At 51.0% G+C, this 22,134-nt stretch carries 12 protein-coding genes; 8 read left to right on the top strand and 4 right to left on the bottom strand.

Annotated features, from left to right (window positions below; genetic code table 11):
• Nucleotides 1-581 precede the first annotated feature (581 nt).
• Together CDA54_RS02835 and metK are read right to left on the bottom strand one after the other, a co-directional pair.
• Nucleotides 582-1,379, bottom strand: a complete 798-nt coding sequence (locus CDA54_RS02835; RefSeq protein WP_099033486.1) for a M48 family metallopeptidase — start codon at nt 1,377-1,379, stop codon at nt 582-584.
• Between the two features lie 184 nt (nt 1,380-1,563).
• Entirely contained in the window at nt 1,564-2,715 is a 1,152-nt protein-coding gene (metK, locus tag CDA54_RS02830; RefSeq protein WP_099033485.1) for a methionine adenosyltransferase, read from the bottom strand.
• A gap of 286 nt (nt 2,716-3,001) precedes the next feature.
• Here metK and tkt point away from each other — a divergent pair, with 286 nt between their 5' ends.
• From tkt to CDA54_RS02805, 5 genes are all read left to right on the top strand, one after another.
• On the top strand, nt 3,002-5,014 hold the full coding sequence (gene tkt / locus CDA54_RS02825) for a transketolase (RefSeq protein ID WP_099033484.1): 2,013 nt from the start codon (nt 3,002-3,004) through the stop codon (nt 5,012-5,014).
• A 97-nt stretch (nt 5,015-5,111) separates the two neighbouring features.
• A complete protein-coding gene (gene epd, locus CDA54_RS02820; protein WP_099033483.1) occupies nt 5,112-6,122 on the top strand; it encodes an erythrose-4-phosphate dehydrogenase in 1,011 nt (336 codons plus the stop codon).
• A 41-nt stretch (nt 6,123-6,163) separates the two neighbouring features.
• Entirely contained in the window at nt 6,164-7,339 is a 1,176-nt protein-coding gene (locus CDA54_RS02815; protein WP_099033482.1) for a phosphoglycerate kinase, read from the top strand.
• A 262-nt stretch (nt 7,340-7,601) separates the two neighbouring features.
• Nucleotides 7,602-8,501 carry a fructose bisphosphate aldolase gene (locus CDA54_RS02810; protein WP_099033481.1) on the top strand — a complete coding sequence of 300 codons (900 nt, stop codon included), beginning with the start codon at nt 7,602-7,604 and terminating at the stop codon, nt 8,499-8,501.
• A gap of 227 nt (nt 8,502-8,728) precedes the next feature.
• The gene (locus tag CDA54_RS02805) at nt 8,729-9,463 is read left to right on the top strand and encodes a DUF481 domain-containing protein (RefSeq protein WP_099033614.1); all 735 of its coding nucleotides are present in this window, start codon (nt 8,729-8,731) and stop codon (nt 9,461-9,463) included.
• A gap of 670 nt (nt 9,464-10,133) precedes the next feature.
• On the opposite strand, the gene CDA54_RS02800 is transcribed toward CDA54_RS02805, so the two are convergent.
• On the bottom strand, nt 10,134-12,302 hold the full coding sequence (locus CDA54_RS02800) for a M3 family metallopeptidase (RefSeq protein ID WP_099033480.1): 2,169 nt from the start codon (nt 12,300-12,302) through the stop codon (nt 10,134-10,136).
• 237 nt (nt 12,303-12,539) lie between these two features.
• Here CDA54_RS02800 and CDA54_RS02795 point away from each other — a divergent pair, with 237 nt between their 5' ends.
• The 3 genes from CDA54_RS02795 (at nt 12,540) to pdxR (ending at nt 18,948) form a co-directional block, all read left to right on the top strand.
• Nucleotides 12,540-15,476 carry a choice-of-anchor D domain-containing protein gene (locus CDA54_RS02795; RefSeq protein WP_180237095.1) on the top strand — a complete coding sequence of 979 codons (2,937 nt, stop codon included), beginning with the start codon at nt 12,540-12,542 and terminating at the stop codon, nt 15,474-15,476.
• Nucleotides 15,477-15,943: 467 nt separating this feature from the next.
• A complete protein-coding gene (locus CDA54_RS02790) occupies nt 15,944-17,092 on the top strand; it encodes an MFS transporter (RefSeq protein WP_099033478.1) in 1,149 nt (382 codons plus the stop codon).
• Between the two features lie 26 nt (nt 17,093-17,118).
• Nucleotides 17,119-18,948 (top strand): MocR-like pyridoxine biosynthesis transcription factor PdxR, encoded by a 1,830-nt coding sequence (gene pdxR, locus CDA54_RS02785; protein WP_218962368.1) that lies wholly within the window; start codon nt 17,119-17,121, stop codon nt 18,946-18,948.
• Between the two features lie 134 nt (nt 18,949-19,082).
• On the opposite strand, the gene CDA54_RS02780 is transcribed toward pdxR, so the two are convergent.
• Complete coding sequence (locus CDA54_RS02780) at nt 19,083-22,094, bottom strand: TonB-dependent receptor (RefSeq protein WP_099033477.1); 3,012 nt, start codon at nt 22,092-22,094, stop codon at nt 19,083-19,085.
• Nucleotides 22,095-22,134 lie beyond the last annotated feature (40 nt).

Raw genomic sequence — 22,134 nt, 5'->3', positions numbered from 1 at the left:
TGGCTGTCCCTGCTGATATGACACACCTTCCCTGGTGTGCCAGTGACCTTTGCATTGGGCATCCCTGCCCAATGCCTTGCAGGCCAGCTAAAGCTGTCCAATTTGGTTCCCGACCAAATTGTCTTTGCTCGTGCAAAGAAAAGTAACCAAAAGAAAGCACGCCCCTAACGCCACACTAAATCCAGCCATGCCTTGCCAGATAACATTTTCGCGCTCGCTAAGTGACCCATTATGTCGTTCGGTTGGTATTCAGGCGGCTTCGCCGCCTTGGCCGCGAATACAGCTTCCCGTTGCAGAAGCTGGCTTACCGCACTGGCGAACAGGGACGTTCGCCAGAGGCCGCCAGTTTTACATGGATGTTACCTAAGGCCGGTGCGCTCAGTAAGCCTGCTTCGGAGACGGAATCAGAAGCTGTCCTGAGCGAGGGACTTTTAGGTTACCTTTGTGTCCTTACAAAGGTAACTGGCTCGAAGGGACGAGAGACATAAAAGACAAGGAGGTCTATGTCTCGTTTAAGTGAACTTACAAGAGCCAGACTTGTTTAACTGACATGCATTACACAATCAGTGCCCTTTTTACTATCAGGGCCGGCAATCTGGCTTGCTGGTACTGCGTTGATACGCATTCATGGCGGAAGCCATATTCTGGTTCAGTAACTCGATGCGGCTGGTGGGTGCCGGGTGCGTAGAGAGAAACTCCGGCTGGCGCTGGCCGCCACTCGCTTTGGCCATATTCTGCCACAGGTTAACCGACTGTCGTGGATCAAATCCTGCCCTGGACATTAAATCAAGACCAATGACATCCGCTTCGGACTCATGTGTACGACTAAAGGGCAGTTGCACACCAACCTGAACACCCAAACCAATAGCCGACATGATCATCGGCGTCTGTGCTACCTGCTGGTTTTGCAGAATCTGATTGGTAGCTTCCATTCCCATATTGATCAGCGTACCGCTGGACATCCTCTCGTTGCCATGTCCGGCAATCACGTGGGCCACCTCATGGCCGATGACTGCAGCCAGTTGATGCTGGTTTTCGGCGACATTCAGTAAACCGGTATAGACACCGATCTTGCCACCGGGTAACGCAAAGGCGTTGACCTGGTCTTCATCAAACACCACCACTTCCCACTCACCGGAAAAGACGCTGTCGGAAACCTCCTGAGCAATATGCCCGGCGATACAGCGTACGTATTGATTTTCTACTGGTTTTGAGGAGACTTTCTGTTCACTTTTCATGCCGTCAAAAGCCTGCTGTCCCATATTGGCAAGCTGAGAAGAGGAGTACAGTTTGATGGTCTTACGACCGGTGGGAGACGTGGTGCAGGCGCTTAAAAACACTGCGCCCACAAGCAGAGCACTGATCAAACGTAAAGCCATGACAAATCCTTGCATAGTTACAATAGCGATATTCTGCGCGTCACAGACTGGTTTGCCAAGCCGCTTTTGACCATGTATCACACGAAAAGCAAGATTAACCACAGAGACACTGAGGGCACGGAGAAGTAAAGGGCATTAAACCGTTAATATCTCCGCGTTCTTTGCGGCTCTGCGGTGCGATCTGCTAAATATTCGCAGCGGTGCGCAGGGTTTCGGCTTTATCGGTAGCTTCCCAGGGGAACGCATCACGACCAAAATGGCCGTAGGCAGCGGTGGCCTGATAGATTGGCCGTTCCAGGTCGAGCATTTTCAGCAAACCGTAGGGGCGCAGATCGAAAAACTCGCGAACCAGCTCAATCAGTCTGGCTTCATCTACTTTGCCGGTACCGAAAGTGTCAATATTGATCGATGTGGGTTCCGCCACGCCAATGGCATAAGAAACCTGGATCTCACATTTATCCGCCAGGCCTGCTGCAACGATATTCTTGGCCACATAGCGCCCGCTATAGGTGGCTGAGCGGTCAACCTTAGAAGGATCTTTGCCGGAAAAGGCGCCGCCGCCATGACGGGCCATTCCGCCGTATGTATCGACGATGATTTTACGCCCGGTGAGGCCACAATCGCCCATGGGGCCACCAATCACAAAGCGGCCGGTGGGATTAATAAAATACTTGGTACTGGCACTCAGCCACTGAGCCGGCAACACCGGCTTGATGATTTCTTCCATCACCGCTTCTTTCAGATCTGAGGTGCTGATGGACTCGGCATGCTGGGTTGAGAGCACTACCGCGTCGATACTCACCGGCTGTCCATTCTCATAGGCAAAGGTGACCTGACTCTTGGCGTCGGGGCGAAGCCAGTCCAGCGTGCCGTTTTTACGCACTTCGGCCTGGCGTTTAACCAGCCTGTGAGCATAAGTAATGGGCGCGGGCATCAGCACATCGGTCTCATTGGTGGCGTAACCAAACATCAACCCCTGGTCCCCGGCCCCCTGGTCTTCCGGGCGGGTGCGGTCTACCCCCTGATTAATATCCGGGCTCTGCTTGCCGATGGCATTAAGCACCGCGCAGGAGTCGGCATCGAAACCCATGTCAGAATGGGTATAGCCAATGTCTCGTACGGTATCCCGTACCAGTTGTTCGATATCTACCCAGGCGGTGGTGTTAATTTCACCACCTACCAGCACCATGCCGGTTTTGACAAAGGTCTCGCAGGCGACCCGGGCTTTTGGATCCTGTTCTAAAATGGCGTCCAGTACGGCATCAGATATCTGATCTGCTACTTTATCGGGATGCCCCTCGGATACAGACTCGGAGGTAAACAGATGTTTTGCCATAAATTGTCCTCGCTATTCGGTATGTCAGATCGTTATCGACCACAATGGCGATTATTCTACCCACGAAAATAAAAAATACCAGCCTTTACATCTAGACGTCTAAATGTCTGTTTGTTAACTTTGCTTGCCAGCTAGCTATAGTCAGTTTGTCGGAATAGCCAGGCCGGTTATTGAAATTCAGCTAAGTTATTCTGTTTTTATCATTATCAAAATGCGCAACAGCGTTGCAGTTACCAAGGTGCTGGGCGAGAATAGATGCCCTTTTTGCCAGCCAGCAGGAGTTTTTATGCCCCAGAGCAGTGAAGTCAGTCGTCAACAGTTAGCCAATGCCATCCGCGCACTTTCAATGGATGCGGTACAAAAAGCCAAGTCCGGCCACCCCGGTGCCCCGATGGGTATGGCGGATATCGCCCAGGTGTTGTGGTGTGACTTTCTTAACCATAACCCGGCCAACCCGAACTGGGCCAACAGAGACCGCTTTGTGCTTTCCAATGGTCATGGTTCAATGCTGATCTATTCGCTGTTGCACCTGAGCGGATACGACCTGCCCATGGAAGAGATCAAAAATTTCCGGCAACTGCACTCCAGAACCCCTGGTCATCCTGAATATGGCTATGCACCCGGCGTTGAGACCACCACCGGGCCGCTGGGGCAGGGCATCAGCAATGCGGTGGGTATGGCAATAGCGGAAAAGACGCTGGCAGCACAGTTTAACCAACAGGGTCATGACATCATTGACCACTTTACCTACTGCTTCCTCGGTGATGGTTGTCTGATGGAAGGGGTGTCGCACGAGAGTTGTTCTCTGGCGGGCACACTGGGGCTGGGCAAATTAATTGCATTCTGGGATGACAACGGGATTTCCATTGACGGTGACGTCGAAGGGTGGTTTACCGATGATACTCCGGGCCGTTTCCGCGCTTATGGCTGGCAGGTGATTGAAGCTGTGGATGGTCATGATCCCGAGCAGATTAAAGCGGCTATTGAAAAAGCCCGTGCAGAAACCGGCAAACCGACTCTGATTTGCACCAAAACCATTATCGGTTTTGGGTCACCGAATAAATCCGGCAGCCATGATTGTCATGGTGCACCACTGGGCGACGATGAGATTGCCGCTGCCCGTGATTACCTGAACTGGCCCCACGCGCCTTTCGAAGTGCCTGCAGACATTTATTCCGGCTGGGATGCAAAGGCCTCCGGGCAACAAAGTGAACAAGACTGGAACAACAAGCTGGCCGCCTACGCCGAAGCTCATCCGAAGCTGGCCGAAGAACTCGAAAGACGTCTTAAAGGCGAATTACCGGCAGATTTTGCCGATAAAGCCCAGGCGTTCATTCAGGCCTGCCAGGATAAAGGGGAAGATATTGCCAGTCGTAAAGCCTCTCAAAACAGCATCGAAGCTTTTGCCTCTATATTACCAGAGGTGATTGGCGGCTCGGCGGATCTGGCTGGCTCTAACCTGACTTTGTGGTCGGGTGCCAAAGGCCTCAGCGCCGAAGATGCCAGCGGTAATTATATTTACTACGGTGTGCGCGAGTTCGGCATGAGCGCGATCATGAACGGAATTGGCTTGCATGGCGGGTTCCGGGCCTACGGGGCTACCTTCCTGATGTTTATGGAATATGCCCGCAATGCAGTGAGAATGTCAGCGTTAATGGGCATTCCGAATATTTTTGTCTACACCCATGATTCCATTGGCCAGGGTGAGGATGGCCCTACCCATCAGCCCATTGAACAGCTGGCAAATCTGCGTCTGACTCCGAATATGCAAACCTGGCGTCCCTGTGATGCGGCAGAAACTGCGGTGGCATGGAAAGCGGCACTGGAGCGCAACGATGGACCCAGTGCATTGGTATTCAGCCGCCAGGGGCTTAAGGCTCAGTCACGCAGTGCAGCGCAATTGGCGGATGTGGCACGCGGTGGTTATGTGCTTCAGGATTGTGACGGTACACCGGATTTGATTCTGATGGCCACTGGCTCTGAAGTGGCGATTACCGTTCAGGCTGCAGCACAGCTCAGTGAAAAGGGGAAAAAAGTACTGGTGGTCTCCATGCCCAGTACCAGCGTGTTTGATTCGCAGGATGAGACCTACAGAGAATCTGTGCTGCCATCCGGTGTAACTCGCCGGGTTGCTGTTGAAGCGGCTCACGTGGATTTCTGGCACAAGTACACCGGGTTTAACGGCGCAGTAGTGGGTATGACCACCTTTGGTGAGTCGGCTCCCGGTGGTGCACTCATGGAGCACTTCGGCTTTACAGCGGACAACGTCGCTGAAACGGCCCTGAAGTTGCTCAGCTGATAGCAGCGCGGATACAATCACTCTCATACAACTGCCGGCTATTGCCGGCAGATTTTTATAGATGCAGTTTCTGCATTGACACATAGCGTGGGGCATCATGTTACGACTTGCCATTAATGGTTTTGGCCGAATCGGCCGCAATGTGTTGAGGGCGCTTTACGAAAGTGGCCGGAATAGCCAGGTCCAGGTCGTTGCAATCAATGAGTTGGCTAAACCACAAGGTGTGGCACACCTGCTCAAATATGATACCTCACACGGGCGCTTTGCCTTTGATGTGCGCCTTGATGGCAGCATGTTGAATGTGGCGGGAGATCCAATCCGTTTGTTGCAGCATGAAGATATCAATGATTTACCCTGGGCGGAGTTGGGGGTCGACATTGTGCTTGAATGTACCGGTGTGTTTGGCGACAGAGAATCCGGTGCGCAGCACCTCGCACAGGGGGCGAAAAAAGTACTGTTTTCACAGCCCTGCAGTGCAGATATGGACGCTACCGTTATCTATGGAATCAACGACCATGAGCTGAAAACCAGTGATCGGATTGTTTCCAATGGATCCTGCACCACAAACTGCATTGTGCCGGTGATCCAGGCGCTGGATCTGGCCTTTGGCGTAGACAGTGGCACCATTACCACGATTCACGCTTCGATGCATGATCAACAGGTCATTGACGCCTATCACGATGACTTACGACGTACCCGGGCTGCCAGTCAGTCGATTATTCCTGTGGATACTAAGCTGGCCAGAGGTATTGAGCGCATCCTGCCCAAATTTGCAGGGCGATTTGAAGCCATTGCTGTGCGTGTGCCTACCATTAACGTTACGGCCATGGATCTGAGCGTAACCCTTAATCAGAAGGTCAATATCGCACAGGTCAATCAGGCGTTGATGCAGGCCAGAGAGGGGCGTCTGGCGGGTATTCTGGGTTACACCGAGGAGCCATTGGTGTCCTGCGATTTTAACCATGATCCCCACTCTGCCATCGTCGATGGCACACAGACCCGGGTCAGCCATAATTGTCTGGTGAAAACCCTGGTATGGTGTGACAACGAATGGGGCTTTGCGAATCGTATGCTGGATACAGCTATTGCCATGGCGGCACTGGACTAATAATCATATTTGAATATATCGCTAACAGATAAGGAATCCATATGTCAGTACTAAAGATGTCAGATTTGAATCTTGCCGGGAAGAAAGTCCTGATCCGCCAGGACCTCAATGTGCCGGTGAAAGAAGGTAAGGTCACCTCTGATGCCCGTATAAAAGCGTCTTTGCCCACTCTTAAAGCCGCACTTGAAGCGGGTGCCAGAGTGATGGTGATGTCTCATCTGGGGCGCCCCACAGAAGGGCAGTTTGAGCAGCAGTACTCCCTGCAGCCAGTGGTGGATTATCTTGATAAGGCGCTGGATTGCCCGGTACGCCTGGCCAGTGACTACCTTGCAGGGGTAGACGTGGCGGAAGGTGAACTGGTGGTGCTGGAAAATGTGCGCTTTAACCCCGGCGAGAAGAAAGACGACGAGGCGTTATCGAAGCAATACGCAGCGTTGTGCGATATCTACGTAATGGATGCATTTGGCACCGCACATCGTGCTCAGGCATCGACCCATGGAGCCGGTAAGTTTGCACCACAGGCCTGCGCAGGCCCGTTGCTGGCAGCTGAACTGGAGGCGCTGGGTAAGGCACTGGAGAATCCGGCGCGGCCACTGCTTGCCATTGTCGGAGGCTCTAAAGTCTCTACCAAGTTAACTGTTCTGGAAGCGCTGTCGGAAAAGGTTGACCAACTGATTGTTGGTGGCGGTATCGCTAACACCTTTATTGCAGCGACCGGTAACCCGGTGGGCAAATCGCTGTATGAAAAAGACTTAATCCCCGAGGCCAACCGTTTACTGGCTAAAGCCCGGGCCAGTGGTGGAGATATTCCGGTACCGGAAGACGTGGTTGTGGGGCAGGAATTTTCTGAATCTGCAATGGCCACACATAAAAAGGTGAGTGAAGTGAGCGAATCGGATATGATCTTCGATATTGGCCCGCTTACGGCTGAAAAACTGGCTGAGCAGATAAAAAAAGCCGGTACGATTGTCTGGAATGGTCCGGTGGGGGTGTTTGAGTTTGACCAGTTTGGCGCGGGCACCAAAGTCCTGGCTCATGCCATTGCTGACAGTGATGCGTTTTCTATTGCCGGTGGCGGTGACACCCTGGCAGCGGTAGATAAGTATCAGATAGCCGATAAGATCTCCTATATCAGCACCGGTGGAGGGGCTTTTCTGGAGTTTCTTGAAGGAAAAGCCTTGCCGGCGGTGACGATGTTGGAGCAACGGGCAAAGTAGTTCGGAATGTATGTCCAGGGATGGACGGTATGTCGACGTTGCAGGGATGCATTTCGTATACCAGTCTGACAAACGATCACAAGCATTCACATTGGTGTCGGACTAAAGTCCGACCTACAGGTGCAGCGCCGTTGTGCTGCTTAATAATAAGAAGGGCGATTGAAGCCATTAGCGGTGGTGAATAATCCCCTCGGCTATACTAACTGACAATATCTCTGTATCCCGGCCTCTGAGGCCACTACAACAAAAAAAGGAGTTGCCAATGGCAGCCGAAGCCAAAGCAAAAATGCTGGAAAAAGTACAGAATCAGGATGGCTTTATAGCCGCCCTGGATCAAAGCGGTGGCAGTACCCCTAAAGCCCTGAAACTTTATGGGCTGGATGAGTCCGCCTGGAGTTCAGATGAAGAAATGTTTGATCTGGTACATCAGATGCGCAGCCGCATTGTCACAAGTCCTGCCTTTAATGGGGAGCGTATACTGGGCGCTATTTTGTTTGAAAACACCCTGGATCGCTATATTGATGGGGAGTATTCGTCACGCTACCTGTGGCAGGAGAAACAGGTTATACCTTTTCTGAAAGTGGATAAAGGGCTGGCCGAAGAAGCCAAAGGGGTTCAGCTGATGAAGCCTATGCCCGAACTGGGTAAGTTGCTTTCCAAGGCCAACGATCAGGGCGTGTTTGGTACCAAAATGCGGTCGGTGATTAAACAGGCCAATGCCGAAGGAATCCGTGACGTGGTGGCGCAGCAGTTTGAAGTGGCCAGCCATATTATGGCCGCGGGTCTGGTGCCGATTATTGAACCCGAAGTGGATATCCACTGTCCGGACAAGGCTGAAGCCGAAGCGCTGCTGAAGCAGGATATTCTGGCTGAACTGGATACATTGTCTACGGCACAAAAAGTCATGTTAAAGCTGACGCTGCCTGAAGAAGACAACTTCTATCGGGATTGTATTGAGCATGGCAATGTTATTCGCGTAGTGGCACTCTCCGGTGGCTATAGTCGTGAAGAAGCGAATCAGCGTTTGAGCAGAAATCAGGGAATGATTGCAAGCTTTTCGCGTGCACTGACAGAAGGCTTGTCGGCGCAGCAATCTGATGAAGCATTTAATGCAATGTTAGATAGCACTATTGAGAGTATCTATCAGGTTTCCAAAACCTGAAGCTGAAGATGATGGTGAATCACCGCAGAGGTTTTTGCGGTGATTTCTTATAAAAAAGATGAAAATAAGCTGAATAGATTATATTGGTGGTTAAAATATAGCCACCCCCCCTGCAATCTGCGATGTAATTTAGTTACAATTGCGTCAGATTTTTAAACACTTGGAAATTACGTTTGATGATAAAGAAGACCACGCTGAGCCTTGCGGCTCTCCTTACTATGCCTTTTATGGTCCATGCTAATAACCTGGATGTCGTATTTGCACCAGATACGACTACCCCTGAAGAGGCGGAAAAGCCTTTTACCATGGATGGTGAGCTGGGCATTATTGTCACGACGGGTAATACTGATGCGTCCACTTTCAAAGGCAGAATCAATGCCCATCAGGAGCTGAGTCAGTGGAGTAATGACTATACAATCGAGGGGTTTTATAAGCAGGATGAGGTGACGGTTGATGACGAAACCGAAACCCAGACCACCGCGCAGAAGATTTTCCTGTCAGGGCAGGGAAGTTACAAGCTGGAAAACCCCAAGCATCGCTTGTTTGCTTTCGGCTCATATGAAGACGACAGATTTAGTGGTTTTAACCATCAGGCCACAATAGCCGCCGGTTGGGCGCAGGAGTTATGGAAAACGGATGTTTCTTCTTTTACCTATAGCGTTGGTCCTGGTTACGCCATGGCGGAACGGGATACCGGTGAGAGCGTAAACGGTATGATAGTGCGGGGCTCTCTGGACTATCGCTGGAAAATATCCGACACCTCTACCTTCCGCCAGACCTTCAGTACGGAAGTGGGTAACGAAAATACCAAATCTAAGTCAGAATCCTCTGTTTCTGCGCAGATCAATGGTTCACTGGCGCTGAAGGTATCACTCATACTCAATCACAACTCAGATGTGGCGGATGATATTGAAGAACTGGATACTCAGACTTCAGTCACGCTGGTGTATAACTTTTTCTGATTACCAGTATTGACCGGCGTTTTTGTTTATCACCAACTCACAGAAAACAAATTTTCACCGCAGAGTCGCAGAGCGCGCGGAGAAAGCGAAGATGAAACACCTTCAGATCTCTGTGTCCTCTGCGACTCCGCGGTAAAGTAGTGCCATCAAAGGTCACTGGATGCCCGATAACAACACTCGGGCATGACAAACGGTTGTTCCCGCACGTTGTTGGCGGGCCTGTCCAGCACCTTTGATTGCACCATGTAATAGTTAGCGCACTGGTCATTCAATGGTTGCTGGAAACCCAGTGCCTTTGTTTTACTAACCATCCAAAAAGAAATTTTCACCACAGAGTCACAGAGAACACAGAGCTTTGTAGGGCCCAATTTATTGGGCTAACGGCGCCAATTCCGCCTCTGCTGGTCGAATAAATTCGACCCTACATGGAGGAGCTTCATGCTCGGCAGGGGATACCACCGGCCACAGAGTCAAAGAGAACACAGAGAAGTAAAAGGGATAAACCCTCTGAATCTCCGTGCCCTCAGCCTGCCCAGCCCCTTTGCTTAGCTGTTTCCTGAGGAATATACAGCTATTTTATAACAGCAAAGGTGCCGGGTGGCTCTGTGGTTAACTTTGCTTTTCTTCTCCGCGTTCTTTACGCCTCTGCGAGAGGAGATGGTTTTTACCCTTACTCCACTTTGGTTTTCAGACCACGGCGGATCAGTAAGGCTTCGGTGGTGGGCTCCTGGCCACGGAACTTGATATAAGATTCCATCGGCAGCCGGGAATTACCCGTTTCCAGGATATGCTTGCGGTAATGTTCACCGTTTTCACGGGTCAGCCCGCCCAGGCTCTGCACATAGGCAAAGGCATCGGCCGCCAGAATTTCACTCCACATATAGGCATAATATCCGGCTGAGTAGCCACCTCCCACTGAGTGGGCGAAATAGGTAGACTTATAGCGAGGCGGCACAGCGGGCAGATCGACACCGTATTTTTCCAGTGCCGCCTGCTCAAAATCGGTGACATCAATCAGTGGCGCATCCGCATCCAGGGTATGCAGCTCCATATCCAGTAGCGCGGCAGACATATACTCCAGCGTATCGAAACCCTGGTTGAAACTGCGTGAGCGCATGATTTTATCCAGCAACGCTTTCGGGATCTGCTCATCGGTTTCATAGTGACGGGCATAGTTGGCAATTACGTCAGGGTAGGCGGCCCAGTCTTCTTCGAAAGTGGAAGGAAACTCAACAAAATCCCTGGATACCGCAGTGCCGGCCAATGACGGATATTTCACATTAGACAGCATGCCATGCAGGCCATGACCGAGCTCGTGGAACATGGTGGTGACATGGTCATAGCTGACTAAGGTTGGCTCACCCTCTGGCCCTTTAGGGATGTTCATAACATTCACTACCACCGGTTTTTGTTCCAGCAGGTGAGACTGACCAACAAAGGAACTCATCCAGGCACCACCGCGTTTACCGTCACGGGCAAAGTAGTCGGCATAGAAGATAGCCAGGCTTTGATCGCCATGATCAAAGACTTCAAAAGCCTGCACATCGGGATGGTATACGGGCAGGTCGGGGCGAGGTTCAAAACGGACACCGTAGAGACGGTTCATGGTGTAAAACAATCCATCATGCAGTACCCGGTTAAACTCGAAGTACTGTTTGACTTCCTGCTCATCCAGATCATATTTTTCCTGGCGTACCTTTTCGGCGTAATAGGCCCAGTCCCAGGGTTGTGCCTCAAATTCTCCGCCTTCACGAAGGATCATTTCCTGAATAGCGGCCTGCTCAGCTTTGGTGTTTTCCACTACCGCAGGCACCATGCTGGTAAGCATATTCAGCACATTAGTGGGCGTTTCTGCCATGGTGTTCTGCAACTGGTAGCTGGCCCAGTTGGGGAACCCTAGCAATCTTGCACGTTCAGCGCGGATCTGCGCCAGCCGCGCGACTAAAGGTTTATTGTCGAGCTCACCAGACGTGCCGCGGTAAGCTGAAGCTTCCCAGATACGTTGTCTTAATGCACGGTTTTGCAACGACGCCAATACAGGTTGACGAGTGGTATTGGTGATCTTGATCAGATATTTACCATCATGGCCGGCATCGGTGGCGTTTTTAGCGGCTGCACGAATGTCGCTGTCACTCATACCGGCGAGCTCTGCTTCGGTGTCTACCACTACGGCGATGTCTTTACTGAGTTTCAGCAGGTTCTGGCTGAACTCGGTGGTCAGTTCGGAGTGCTCTTCATTCAGTGCCCGAATGGTGGTTTTTTGCGCTTCGCTCAGCTGTGCACCGGCGCGTACAAAACGGTCGTAGAGCACATCCAGCAGGCGCGCAGATTCAGGATCCAGCTCCAGCGCTTCCTTTTTCTTATAGAGGCTCTCTACCCGTTCAAATAGCTTGGCGTTGAGGTAAATGTTATCGCGGTGAGCAGCCAGCCTTGGCGCCATGGTTTTCTGAATTTCACGGCGTTGCTCGTTACTGTCAGTGCCGACCAGATTAAAGAAAATACGTGATACCCGGGTCAGCAGGCTGCCGGTTTTTTCCATCGCGACAATAGTGTTTTCAAAGCTCGCGGGTTGTGAGTTATTGGCAATCGATTCGATTTCTTCAAGCTGCTGCTCAATGCCTTGTGTAAAGGCTGGCAGGAAATGGTCATCGTTGATAATACTGAAATCCGGGGCCTGGTATTGCAGGCTGCTCATTTCGAGCAATGGATTAGCCTGCTGGCTGTCGGCGGCGGCCTGGCTGGCGGTTTCATGGGTGTTTTCTGGTTGCTCAGCTTGTTTTGAGCAGGCGCTTAGCGCGAGGCTGGCGGCTATGGCCGTAGCGATCAGGGTTTTACGCATTGGAGTCTCCGTCGAAAGGGCGTTATTGGTGTAATAATTGTTTAGCCGGGCAGTTTGCCAGAAAAATCGGTTAATAGTCCCGCTTTGCTGCTACCGGCACAAAGGATGCGACAAAACGCACTCTTTGCGTTCGTAACTACAACTGGCCCTATGCAAAGTTGGCATCTGGATCTTACCCCTGACTGTGGTGGCGTTATGGTGTTGTGGTGGTTTTTTAAACAACCTTAGGTGAACATGATGCTTCGGATCTCTTTTAACACCCTTTTTGCAGTCTGGGCCCTGCTGGCTGGCAGTCAGGCCACTGCAGTCAGTTTGTTTGATGATGACTTTCAGACGGGTCAGTACAGTCAATGGACAACAACGGGTGACGGCAGTGATAACATCAACCTTTATCAGGGGAATTATTCCCTGCGACTCGATGGCTTGCGCGAGGCTCAGTTCAGCCTTTCAACAACAGGTTACCAAAATGTCAGTCTGAGCATGGATCTCACTGCAACGGATCTGCTTTATGGAGACAGCTGCTATGCCGAATATTCAGTCAATGGCGGTGCCAACTGGTCAGGGCTTGGCAGTATTGGTGTAGCTCAGTCTGGCGGGTCTTTTGTGTCCTTCAGCCAGACCTCGGGGCTGGATGATATCAGTCAACTGGTATTGCGCTTTCGCGCCTACACCCTTTATGACAACTATTGTTACGGTGACAATGTAACCCTTACCGGCACACCGATTTCGCAAGACACCTTGTTCATTGATGACTTTCAGGATGGCGACAATGCTGGCTGGAATTTCATCGGCAATGGCAATAACAGTGTGAATCTCTATCAGAGTAATTACTCACTACGTCTGGATGGTTTGCGCGAAGCACGGGTAAATTTATCCTCCGCCGGAGCTGAAAGTGTGGTGCTCAGCGGTGAACTGGCGGCCTTGTATCTGGTTAGTGGTGACAGTTGCCATCTGGAATATTCCACCAATGGCGGACAGAGCTGGCAAACCATGCTGGAACTGAACAATGGCGATGATAATGGTAATTTTCAAAGTTCAGCCATCAGCACAGGCCTGGATGATAACGCTAATCTGAGCCTGCGTATTCGCGCATATACGCTGTTTGGCAATTACTGCTATGGCGACAATATCAGTCTGACCGGTACCAGTGGCGGGCAGACACAAGGGCCACAGCTCAGCGTCAGCGGTTCCGGGAATTTTGGCTCTGTAACGGTGGGCAGCACGATTAATACCAGTTTTACGCTGAGTAATACCGGTGTTCAGAGCCTGGATATTGGCAGTATCAGTGGTGCGGCTGCGCCTTTTTCAGTCAGCGCAGATAATTGCTCAAACCAGAGCCTGGCGCAAAGCCAGAGCTGTCAGCTGGCGGTGGATTTTACCCCAGTCGTCGAAGGCAGTGTCAGTGATAGTCTCAGTATTGCGTCCAATGACAGCAGTCAGAACCCTTATACTCTGGCACTGTCAGGCACCGGCACACAGAGCGGCAGCTGTGATTTTGATTGCCTTGGCGGTGATGGTAATGTCAGTCGTAGCCAACTGACCTACAGCCAGCTTACCGGCAGCGGTGGGGTATCTCTTGTGGCTTATAGTCACTATGCTCTGCCTGGCAATGGGGCTGATCCCACTAACAGCTTCAGCGGTAATCTGAGTCTGACTATTGTTCCCGGGACGCTGGTGGAACAAGGCACTAATCTGGCATCGGCCTATACCAATCCGGATAGTCTGCCTCCTTTTGATTTTGACTTTGTGCAGCATGGCAGTCATCTGATCCCCGTCGACAGGCAGGTTACCGCCACCGGGCATCCCGCATGGGAGTGGATATTGCTGCCGGGGCGGGTATGGAATGAAAATGGTGATAATGGCTACAGCCGCGCCGCTCTGCCCTTTGCTCTGCAGGAAATTAACGCTAACTGCACGCACAACGGTGTGATGACCTTTGTGTTTAAACAAGATGGTTCCATATCCGATGTGGCCTATCAGATTGCTCAGGAAACCTGTGAGTACTTTAAGTTTAATCTGCACGGCAAACTGGATGCCAGCTACACCCCTGGGGCTATTGCCGGTGACAGCCAACTGAAAAATGATTATGTGGCTGAACTGAGCAACCGGTTGCCGCGTAAGGCACTGTCAGAACTGGCCACTGATTATCCGGGGCAGGGTGTCAATATCAGTGCCATCGGCAGTGATCAGACTTCAGTGCATCTGAGTGCTTACGGGGTGTTGTACCAGGGCGTTCATTATCAGGGGCAATGTAATACCCGCCAGGGGGATTATCCCTATTGCGAGGTAATGGCACTGCCCTCGTATTCCACGGCTAAATCCATCGTCGGTGGCATAGGTCTGATGGCCCTGGAACAGCAATATGGTGGTTCACAGGCAGGGCTGATTGTCAGTGATTATGTCAGCGAGTGCCCAACCAGCACCTGGTCTGATGTGACGTTTGAGCAGGCTCTGGATATGGCCACAGGCAACTATGATTCTGCCGGTGATTCGGTGGATGAAGGCGCCCAGAAAACCGTGGATGACTTCTTTCTGGTGGCCAGTCATGCAGACAAAATCAATCATGCCTGCGACTACCCTCGTAAAAGTACGCCCGGTACGCAGTTTGTTTATCATACTTCGGACACCTATATTCTCAGCCGGGCCATGCAAGAACTGTATGAAGCCAATGAAGGCGCACAGGCTGATTATTACAGTGACCTGTTGGTGGAACAGATCTTTAAACCCATACACTTAAGCCCGCTGACATGGGAAAGTAAACGCACCTATGACACTGAGCTGCAGGTCTGGGGCGGTTACGGTCTGACGTTCAACGGTGATGATCTGCTGAAAATCAGCCAGTTTCTGGCGCTGAATGATGGCAAGGTGGCCGGGCAGCCGATGCTGGATGCAGGCCTGCTCGCTGATGCCCTGCAGCAAACCAGTAGCCGTGGGCTGAGCACAGGCACCGCCAGTAGCCGCTATCAGAACGGTTTCTGGGCCTATGATCTGAGCGCTTCGACTCAGGTGGCCTGCACTAACACTACCTGGGTACCTTATATGTCGGGATTTGGCGGTATTGGTCTGGTGCTGTTGCCCAACGGCATGCAGTATTATTATGTCAGCGATAACAGCGAATACGGCTTTACCAAAACCGTTAAAGAACTGGATAAAATCGCCCCGGTGTGTAATTGAGAAACGATCCAAATTGCGTCTTAACCGCTGAGACGCAGAGTTCGCGGAGAATACATCCGTAATACCTCTGCGTTCTCCGAGGCTCTGCGGTGAATCTGGCTTCAGGGCACTGGATTCCCGCCTGCGCGGGAATGACAGAAATGTAAACGTCATGCCCGAATATTGTTGTCGGGCATCCAGCGCCGTTGAAAAGAATCAGGATGCACGGCTGAGACGCAGAGTTCGCGGAGAATACATCCGTAAAACCTCTGCGTCTTTGCGCCTCTGCGAGATAAAATTTATTCGACAAATATTCTGGGGTAATCGAATAAATTCGACCCCACATAGAATTGCTCTTCCCGGCGTGCTCTGCGACTCTGCGGTGAAAAGTAAAAACTGGCGCTAAAGACGGTAACTAACTGGTCCTTAACGGTTGGCGTTAAGCTGATAATCTGGTGAGTATGATAATAAGCATAAGCAGTAAACTGATGAAACTACCTACCCTTGCGCCAGATGGCACCGCAGCACGGATTATGCTGGCGTTTTTAGCCACGGCCGGGCTCTTCTACGTGAATATTATGCCGGCCATTGTTTCAGGATTAATTGAATCCCTTAACTTTTCACGTGCCGATGCCGGCTTAGTGGCATCGCTGAATATCTATGGCGCGGCAGTAGGGGCTTTTGTGGCGGTGTTTCTGGTAACCAGGGTGCCCTGGAGGCCTGCAGCCGCAGTGCTGCTGGTTGCGCTGATGCTGCTTGATGGCCTGTCTATTATTGTTACAACACCAGAGATTATGATGCCGCTCAGGGCGCTGCACGGCGGCGTCGGCGGTTTGTTGGTAGGAATTTCATTCGCGGTTATCGCCCGGGTCAGTCAGGTGCACAAGACTTTCGGTTATTTGTTGTTCGTGCAATTTGGCCTGGGTGGTTTTGGTGTGATGTTACTGCCGCCACTGGCACCCATGTATGGCACCGCCGCGTTGTTTCTGGCGCTTATCGCATTCAGTGCAGTGTCGCTGGTGATGCTGACAATGTTGGGCGACTACCCGATTGAAAAGCCGGATCCGGATAAGGTGGTGGCACCGATTCAGTCTAAACCCCTGGCCTCGGCATTGCTGGCGGTATTTTTGTTTCAGGCCGCTAATATGGGGTTGTATGCCTATATTATCGATCTCGGCCAGCAGGCCGGTCTGGATATCAAGTTTATCTCCCCCACCTTAGGCATTTCCGCCTGGATGGGCTTGCTCGGTTCCGGCCTGGTGATCCTGTTCTCTACACGCTTTGGCCGCACTCTGCCCCTTGTGGTCGCCATAGGTATGACAACAATGGCGACGTTCGTTTTACATTTCAGTCAGATGGCGGTCGTTTTTTGGATTGCTAATGTGTTGGTTGGCGTGACCTGGGCGTTCAGTATTGCCTACTTGCTGGGTATTTGTGCTGAGTTTGACAAGGCCGGTAAAATGGCCGCGCTGGGCGGCTTCGCTTCCAAAACCGGGCTGGCCTCAGGGCCTTTTGTGGCGGCAATGATTCTGACTGATGAAGGTTATGGGCCGTTGATTAATATTGCTGTGGTGGCGTTGGTACTTTGTTTACTGGCCTGTCTGTTTCCGGCCAGGTTGCTTGATAAGCAAAGTTGAAGCGGGCAAGATGGCAGGCAACTGAATTGTACTTTGATGCCTCTATGCCCCAGCATTTGTTTGTTCTGGACGATGACGATAAAACCAGCCTGCAAAAACAGTTACAGCAAAAACTGATCGGCGCCATCCACAGTGGGTATTTTTCCGCTGCCAGCAAAATGCCTTCCAGCCGCAAGCTGGCCGAACAGTTGGGCGTATCCCGAAATACAGTAGTGGCGGCCTATGAACAACTTATTGATGAGGGTTATCTGGTCAGCCGTGAGCGCAGCGGTATTTATGTTAATGATCACTTTTTTGAAGAGTATGCCGAGCAGGCTTCTTCCACTCTCGCAGTGGCTGCAAATCAGTTTGACTGGGAGGGCGCACTGCATGGCATTAAAGTGGAGAAAAGCCCGCCGCCTTACCCGGATAACTGGCAGCAATATCCCTTTCCCTTTATTGATGGCCAGTATGATCAATCGCTGTTTCCACTCAATCAATGGCGTGAATGTTCCCGGCTCAGCCAAAATGTAGACGAGATAAAAAGCTGGGCCAGAGACAGCGGCAACAAGGATGATGAGTTGCTGATTCACGAGATCCGCACCAAAGTGCTGCCGCGCCGGGGTATTTTTGCCGAGACTGACGAGATCCTGATCACTCTGGGCTCCCAGCATGCCCTGTATCTGCTGGCCAGGCTGCTGTTAAGCCATACCCGTTTACTGACCACTGAAGAACCGGGTTATCAGGGCATTCGCCAGCTGGCGCAACTGATGTATTGCCCGCTACAGTTTGCTGCGATCGAGGCCGACGGTATCCGCCTTGAGGATATTGCCCCGCAAACCGACGTACTGTATGTGACCCCCAGTCATCAGGTACCTACTGCGGTAACCATGAGCAGAGAAAAGCGTGAAAGGTTGATTGAGCAGGCGCAACAGGATGATTTTGTGATCATTGAAGATGATTACGAAAGCGAAGCGAATTTTCTCAGCAACCCCCATCCAGCGCTGAAAAGCATGGATAACGTGGGCCGGGTTGTGTATGTATCCAGTTTTTCCAAGGTGCTGGCACCAGGCTTGCGCCTGGGCTTTATGGTGGCCCCCAGGGCTCTGGTCAAGCAGGCGCGGCGACTGCGCTCACTGTCTTTGCGCCATCCGCCGGCCAATAATCAGCGGATTATGGCGCTGTTTTTATCTCTGGGGTATTACGATATGACCATGCGTCGTATCCACCAGGAACTGAATTTACGCTGGCAGGAAATGCGCGAGGCCCTTAATCACTATCTCGGCCCGTATATTGTTACCTCCGAAACCGTAGGTGGCAGTACTGTATGGATCAAAGGCCCGCCCGGCTTAAACAGCCAGCGTTTTGCCGCTGAAGCCGCCAAAACCGGCATACTGATCGAGCCGGTACACCGGTTTTATGGTGGGCGCGACAAACCCGACCAATACTTCCGTCTTGGCGTGCGCAGTATTCCAGCTGCCAAAATCAGAGAGGGTATTGAACGCCTTGCCCGGTTAATCGATGAATTTAAAGAGCAACAGGACAGGGACTGGGGCCAGCGCCTCAGCGGCGAGGCCCTGCTGGCATTTGTGTCCAACTGCCAGTTTATCGGCCGTACCGTTTTTGGCGATCCCTACCGTATCCGCTTGCGGGCCGATGGCACCATGGAAGGCTGGGAAGGCCACACCGATGAAAAGCATGATACCGGCACTTGGTGGCTGAAGGGCGACACCTGGTATCGTCAGTGGCAAAGCTGGTCTTACGGTGAGCTGCTGGGTTTTGAAATTTATATCAATGACAACCGAATTCACTGGGTACGCGACGGCCAGTTAGTGGATGCCGCCTTTTACACTATTCCGGGGGAAGACGGGGAATAGGTTTAGTCATATATCCACCGACCAGGTTGGAACAATAATAAAGGGAGTCATGTTTATGCAGGGCTATGGTTCGTTGCTGGCCCGGTGGTGACTGCCGGGAAGTATAGCTCTGTGGCTGGCTGGTTATTGCAGGATTAAAATGTGCCATTAATTGCCAGGGCCAGTCTTCTGCCAGACCTTTCATATTGGTTGGGGAAGTCCGGATGTATAGTGTAAGCGCGCGTGATTTCGTCAGTAATATTGAGACCCTTGATACTTAGTTTAAAATTTTGGTTCAGGCGCACGCCAATAGCAGCATCAAACTGGCCATAGCCATCCCGGTAAACCGGATACATATCGCGCTCAATACGCTCAACATAAGCCCCTTTATAGGTGTAAGAAAAATGCACATCAACATCGTCTCGCTCGTAAAATAATGCCAGGTTGATACTTTCGTCAGCCAAACCGACTGGAGAGCTGGGGATATTTAAGTCAGAATCGGCAGTCAGACCATTGCTGAGAATCGTGTAATTGCTGTTTAAACCCAATCCCTGCAAGCTCTTATGAAACAAGCCAAAAGGTAAGTGTGCGATAAATTCGATGCCTTTAATGGTGTATTTTCCATCGGCATTAACATATTGGTAGATGTCGAAGTCATAGACTCCGTCAATGGTTCCGTTGTCATTATATTTAATGACGTTTTGCGCGACACCCGTCAGACTCTCCCGAATAACGTTGTCAATTTGTTTTTCAAAGTAGGAAACAGAGAGTAAAGCTTCAGGTTGTAAATACCACTCAACACCCAACTCCCATTGTTGCGCAATGGTGGGTTTGAGATTCGGATTGCCATCATGAAACTTGAAGTCAGCCAGGCTGACACTTCTTCGATAAGCGATTTCGTCAAGTGCCGGACGAATAAGGGTTTTTGACATAGCTCCACGCAGCAGGAGGTCCTGATTCAGCTCAATACTGGCATTCATACTGGGTAGCCACTGCTGATAGTTTCCGGTCTGAGAAACAGGCTGATTGGTGGCGCTGTCATTATCGTCATTGTTTTGAAACTGGTGATAGCCAGACGACTGAACAAGGGTATCGATATAGCGCATTCCTAGGTTAAGGGCATAGCGGTTTTGATTGTGATAAAAATCAAAATCAGCCATTGCATATAACACCCGTGCAACTTCATCTACCAGGTAATATTGTGCTTGTTCGTAGGGGGTCAGTAAGCCAGGGTAGCGAAACGTTTTTCGGGCATAATCATTGCCCACCTGTTGCCAGTTAAGATTTCTCCCATCCGCCAGTGAGTAACTGCCGCCAGGCACAAGCTGACTAATAGTATTTAATTCACTGTCTGTCATAGATGGGTTATTGAGGGAACTGGTATCACCTTGATGCGGCGCCGTGACCCGCCGTGAACCATTTTGCCGCTCTTTCAAGGTTTTTGTGTAGCGTGTTCCAAACTGTATTGATGAAAGTGCTGCAGCATCAAAGGCTTTTTTTGCGTCCAACTGCAGGGTATATTTTTTATCGTCAACGTCATCAACGGTAATGTCGTAGGACTCGAATTGATAGGACTGCGGACTGTTGTACATATCAATACTCAACGGATTAGTGCTGTGCAAGACTTCACCTCCTGTATCGGTAAAGCGGGAGCGGGAGGGGAAATAGGCGGTATGTTTAAGGTTGCTGTTATCAGAGAACTTATCTGCTTTTGAGTAGCCCAGCAGTCCATCGAATTGCCACGAATCAGCCTGTTGAGTCATACTCAGGCTGTATTGCTGGTAATCTTTACTGCCACGGTTTTCACGGCTTAACATTTCATGTTGGGTTCTGGCATAAGACACGTCACTCAATACAACAATGTTGTGCTCTGCTAAGGTCGTCGCGTCATATTGATGGATTTTTTCCAATGTACTGTCACTGGATGCCGAGTAGGCCGCCGCATCATAAACGTCCTCAGATGTGTTATACGCGCTATATATCGCGTCAAAATTTAACAGCGTATGTTGAGTAAGCTGAGCCTGTAAGGCGGTTGTGATGGCGAGTCGGTCCTGTGAGTTGACGTAGGCACGATCACCGATTTTATTCACAAATACGATGCGTGCGGTCTCATTTTTATCCTGTCGGTCATGGATTGTTATATCTGTGTCTCTGAGTAGCACGGCTGCCGCCTGATCAGATTGCAGTTGTTTTTGCGGGGTGCCACTTTTTTCCAGCCAGCGCGACAATGGGCGAAACCCGACTTCTGAGTTGCTGTCAGTGCGGTTAACTCGCCGCGACACTGTCAGTGAGGCTAAAAGCCCCCAGTTTTGTTCGCGGGTACTGGCCAGAACAGAAAACTTAGGGTCGGTCTTTTCTGAAATGGAATTGTGTGCAGTCTCAGCTGAAAATATCAGGCTTTTCTTCGGTTGTTGAAAAGGCCGGGCAGTCTGAACATAGAGATTGCCAGAAATCCCACCCTCATGATCCGCTGCCGTAGAAGACTTTTTGAGGGTCACGTTTTGCACGATTTCAGGAGCAAACATATCCAATTCTAACTCTCTGCCAGAACCAGCAGACGCCGAGGCAATACCATTTATGGACATATGCGCAAATGAGTAGGGCAATCCACGCACATTAATGCGGGTACCGAGGCCTTTATTGCGCTCCACACTCAAACCTGGCATGTGAAGCAATGCTTCGGCCAGATTTTGTTGTGGATAAGCGGCAATAGTGGACGCAACCAGTGAATCTGAGAATCCCACCGATTTACGCTTCATTGCGACAGAATAGGCGTACCCGTCGCGTACGTTAGCCAGCCGCGGTGATTGTGTTTCTAAAGCCTGCGCAACCAACTTAACTTCTTCAATTTGTTTCTGAGAAGGTACACCTTGAGTCGTCTGAGCACGCTGTTTTATTTTGAGCAAAACACCCTGCTCAGTTAAATCAAATGTCAGGTTTGTATTCTTTGTTACCTGATGAAGGATCTCAGATATGGTTTTGTTATCCAGCGTTAAGTTTTCGACCTGGTGTTGATTTGCGTCAGACTTCGGATAAGCGATAGCGACGCCGTAGTGTTCGGAGATTTGCTCCAGAGCATCGATCAGAGAACTTGCGGAGCAGACACTGACAGGCGGCAAGCTGAGAATGGTGATTAGCCAAGCGCGCAGATTCGCCTCCCTGTACATAATGTCTGAACATAATACTGCCTGATCACAATGGCAGGCA

It is taken from the genome of Lacimicrobium alkaliphilum, from assembly GCF_002591895.1.
GTDB lineage: Bacteria > Pseudomonadota > Gammaproteobacteria > Enterobacterales > Alteromonadaceae > Lacimicrobium > Lacimicrobium alkaliphilum.
Note: the sequence above shows the minus strand (reverse complement) of the source record. Positions and strands in the feature narration are given on the sequence as shown.

What these genes read in the sequence shown, in the direction of transcription:
- CDA54_RS02835 (WP_099033486.1), bottom strand. Translation starts at nt 1,379, where the DNA reads ATGGCTTTACGTTTGATCAGTGCTCTGCTTGTGGGCGCAGTGTTTTTA.
- metK (WP_099033485.1), bottom strand. Translation starts at nt 2,715, where the DNA reads ATGGCAAAACATCTGTTTACCTCCGAGTCTGTATCCGAGGGGCATCCC.
- tkt (WP_099033484.1), top strand. Translation starts at nt 3,002, where the DNA reads ATGCCCCAGAGCAGTGAAGTCAGTCGTCAACAGTTAGCCAATGCCATC.
- epd (WP_099033483.1), top strand. Translation starts at nt 5,112, where the DNA reads ATGTTACGACTTGCCATTAATGGTTTTGGCCGAATCGGCCGCAATGTG.
- CDA54_RS02815 (WP_099033482.1), top strand. Translation starts at nt 6,164, where the DNA reads ATGTCAGTACTAAAGATGTCAGATTTGAATCTTGCCGGGAAGAAAGTC.
- CDA54_RS02810 (WP_099033481.1), top strand. Translation starts at nt 7,602, where the DNA reads ATGGCAGCCGAAGCCAAAGCAAAAATGCTGGAAAAAGTACAGAATCAG.
- CDA54_RS02805 (WP_099033614.1), top strand. Translation starts at nt 8,729, where the DNA reads ATGGTCCATGCTAATAACCTGGATGTCGTATTTGCACCAGATACGACT.
- CDA54_RS02800 (WP_099033480.1), bottom strand. Translation starts at nt 12,302, where the DNA reads ATGCGTAAAACCCTGATCGCTACGGCCATAGCCGCCAGCCTCGCGCTA.
- CDA54_RS02795 (WP_180237095.1), top strand. Translation starts at nt 12,540, where the DNA reads ATGCTTCGGATCTCTTTTAACACCCTTTTTGCAGTCTGGGCCCTGCTG.
- CDA54_RS02790 (WP_099033478.1), top strand. Translation starts at nt 15,944, where the DNA reads ATGAAACTACCTACCCTTGCGCCAGATGGCACCGCAGCACGGATTATG.
- CDA54_RS02780 (WP_099033477.1), bottom strand. Translation starts at nt 22,094, where the DNA reads ATGTACAGGGAGGCGAATCTGCGCGCTTGGCTAATCACCATTCTCAGC.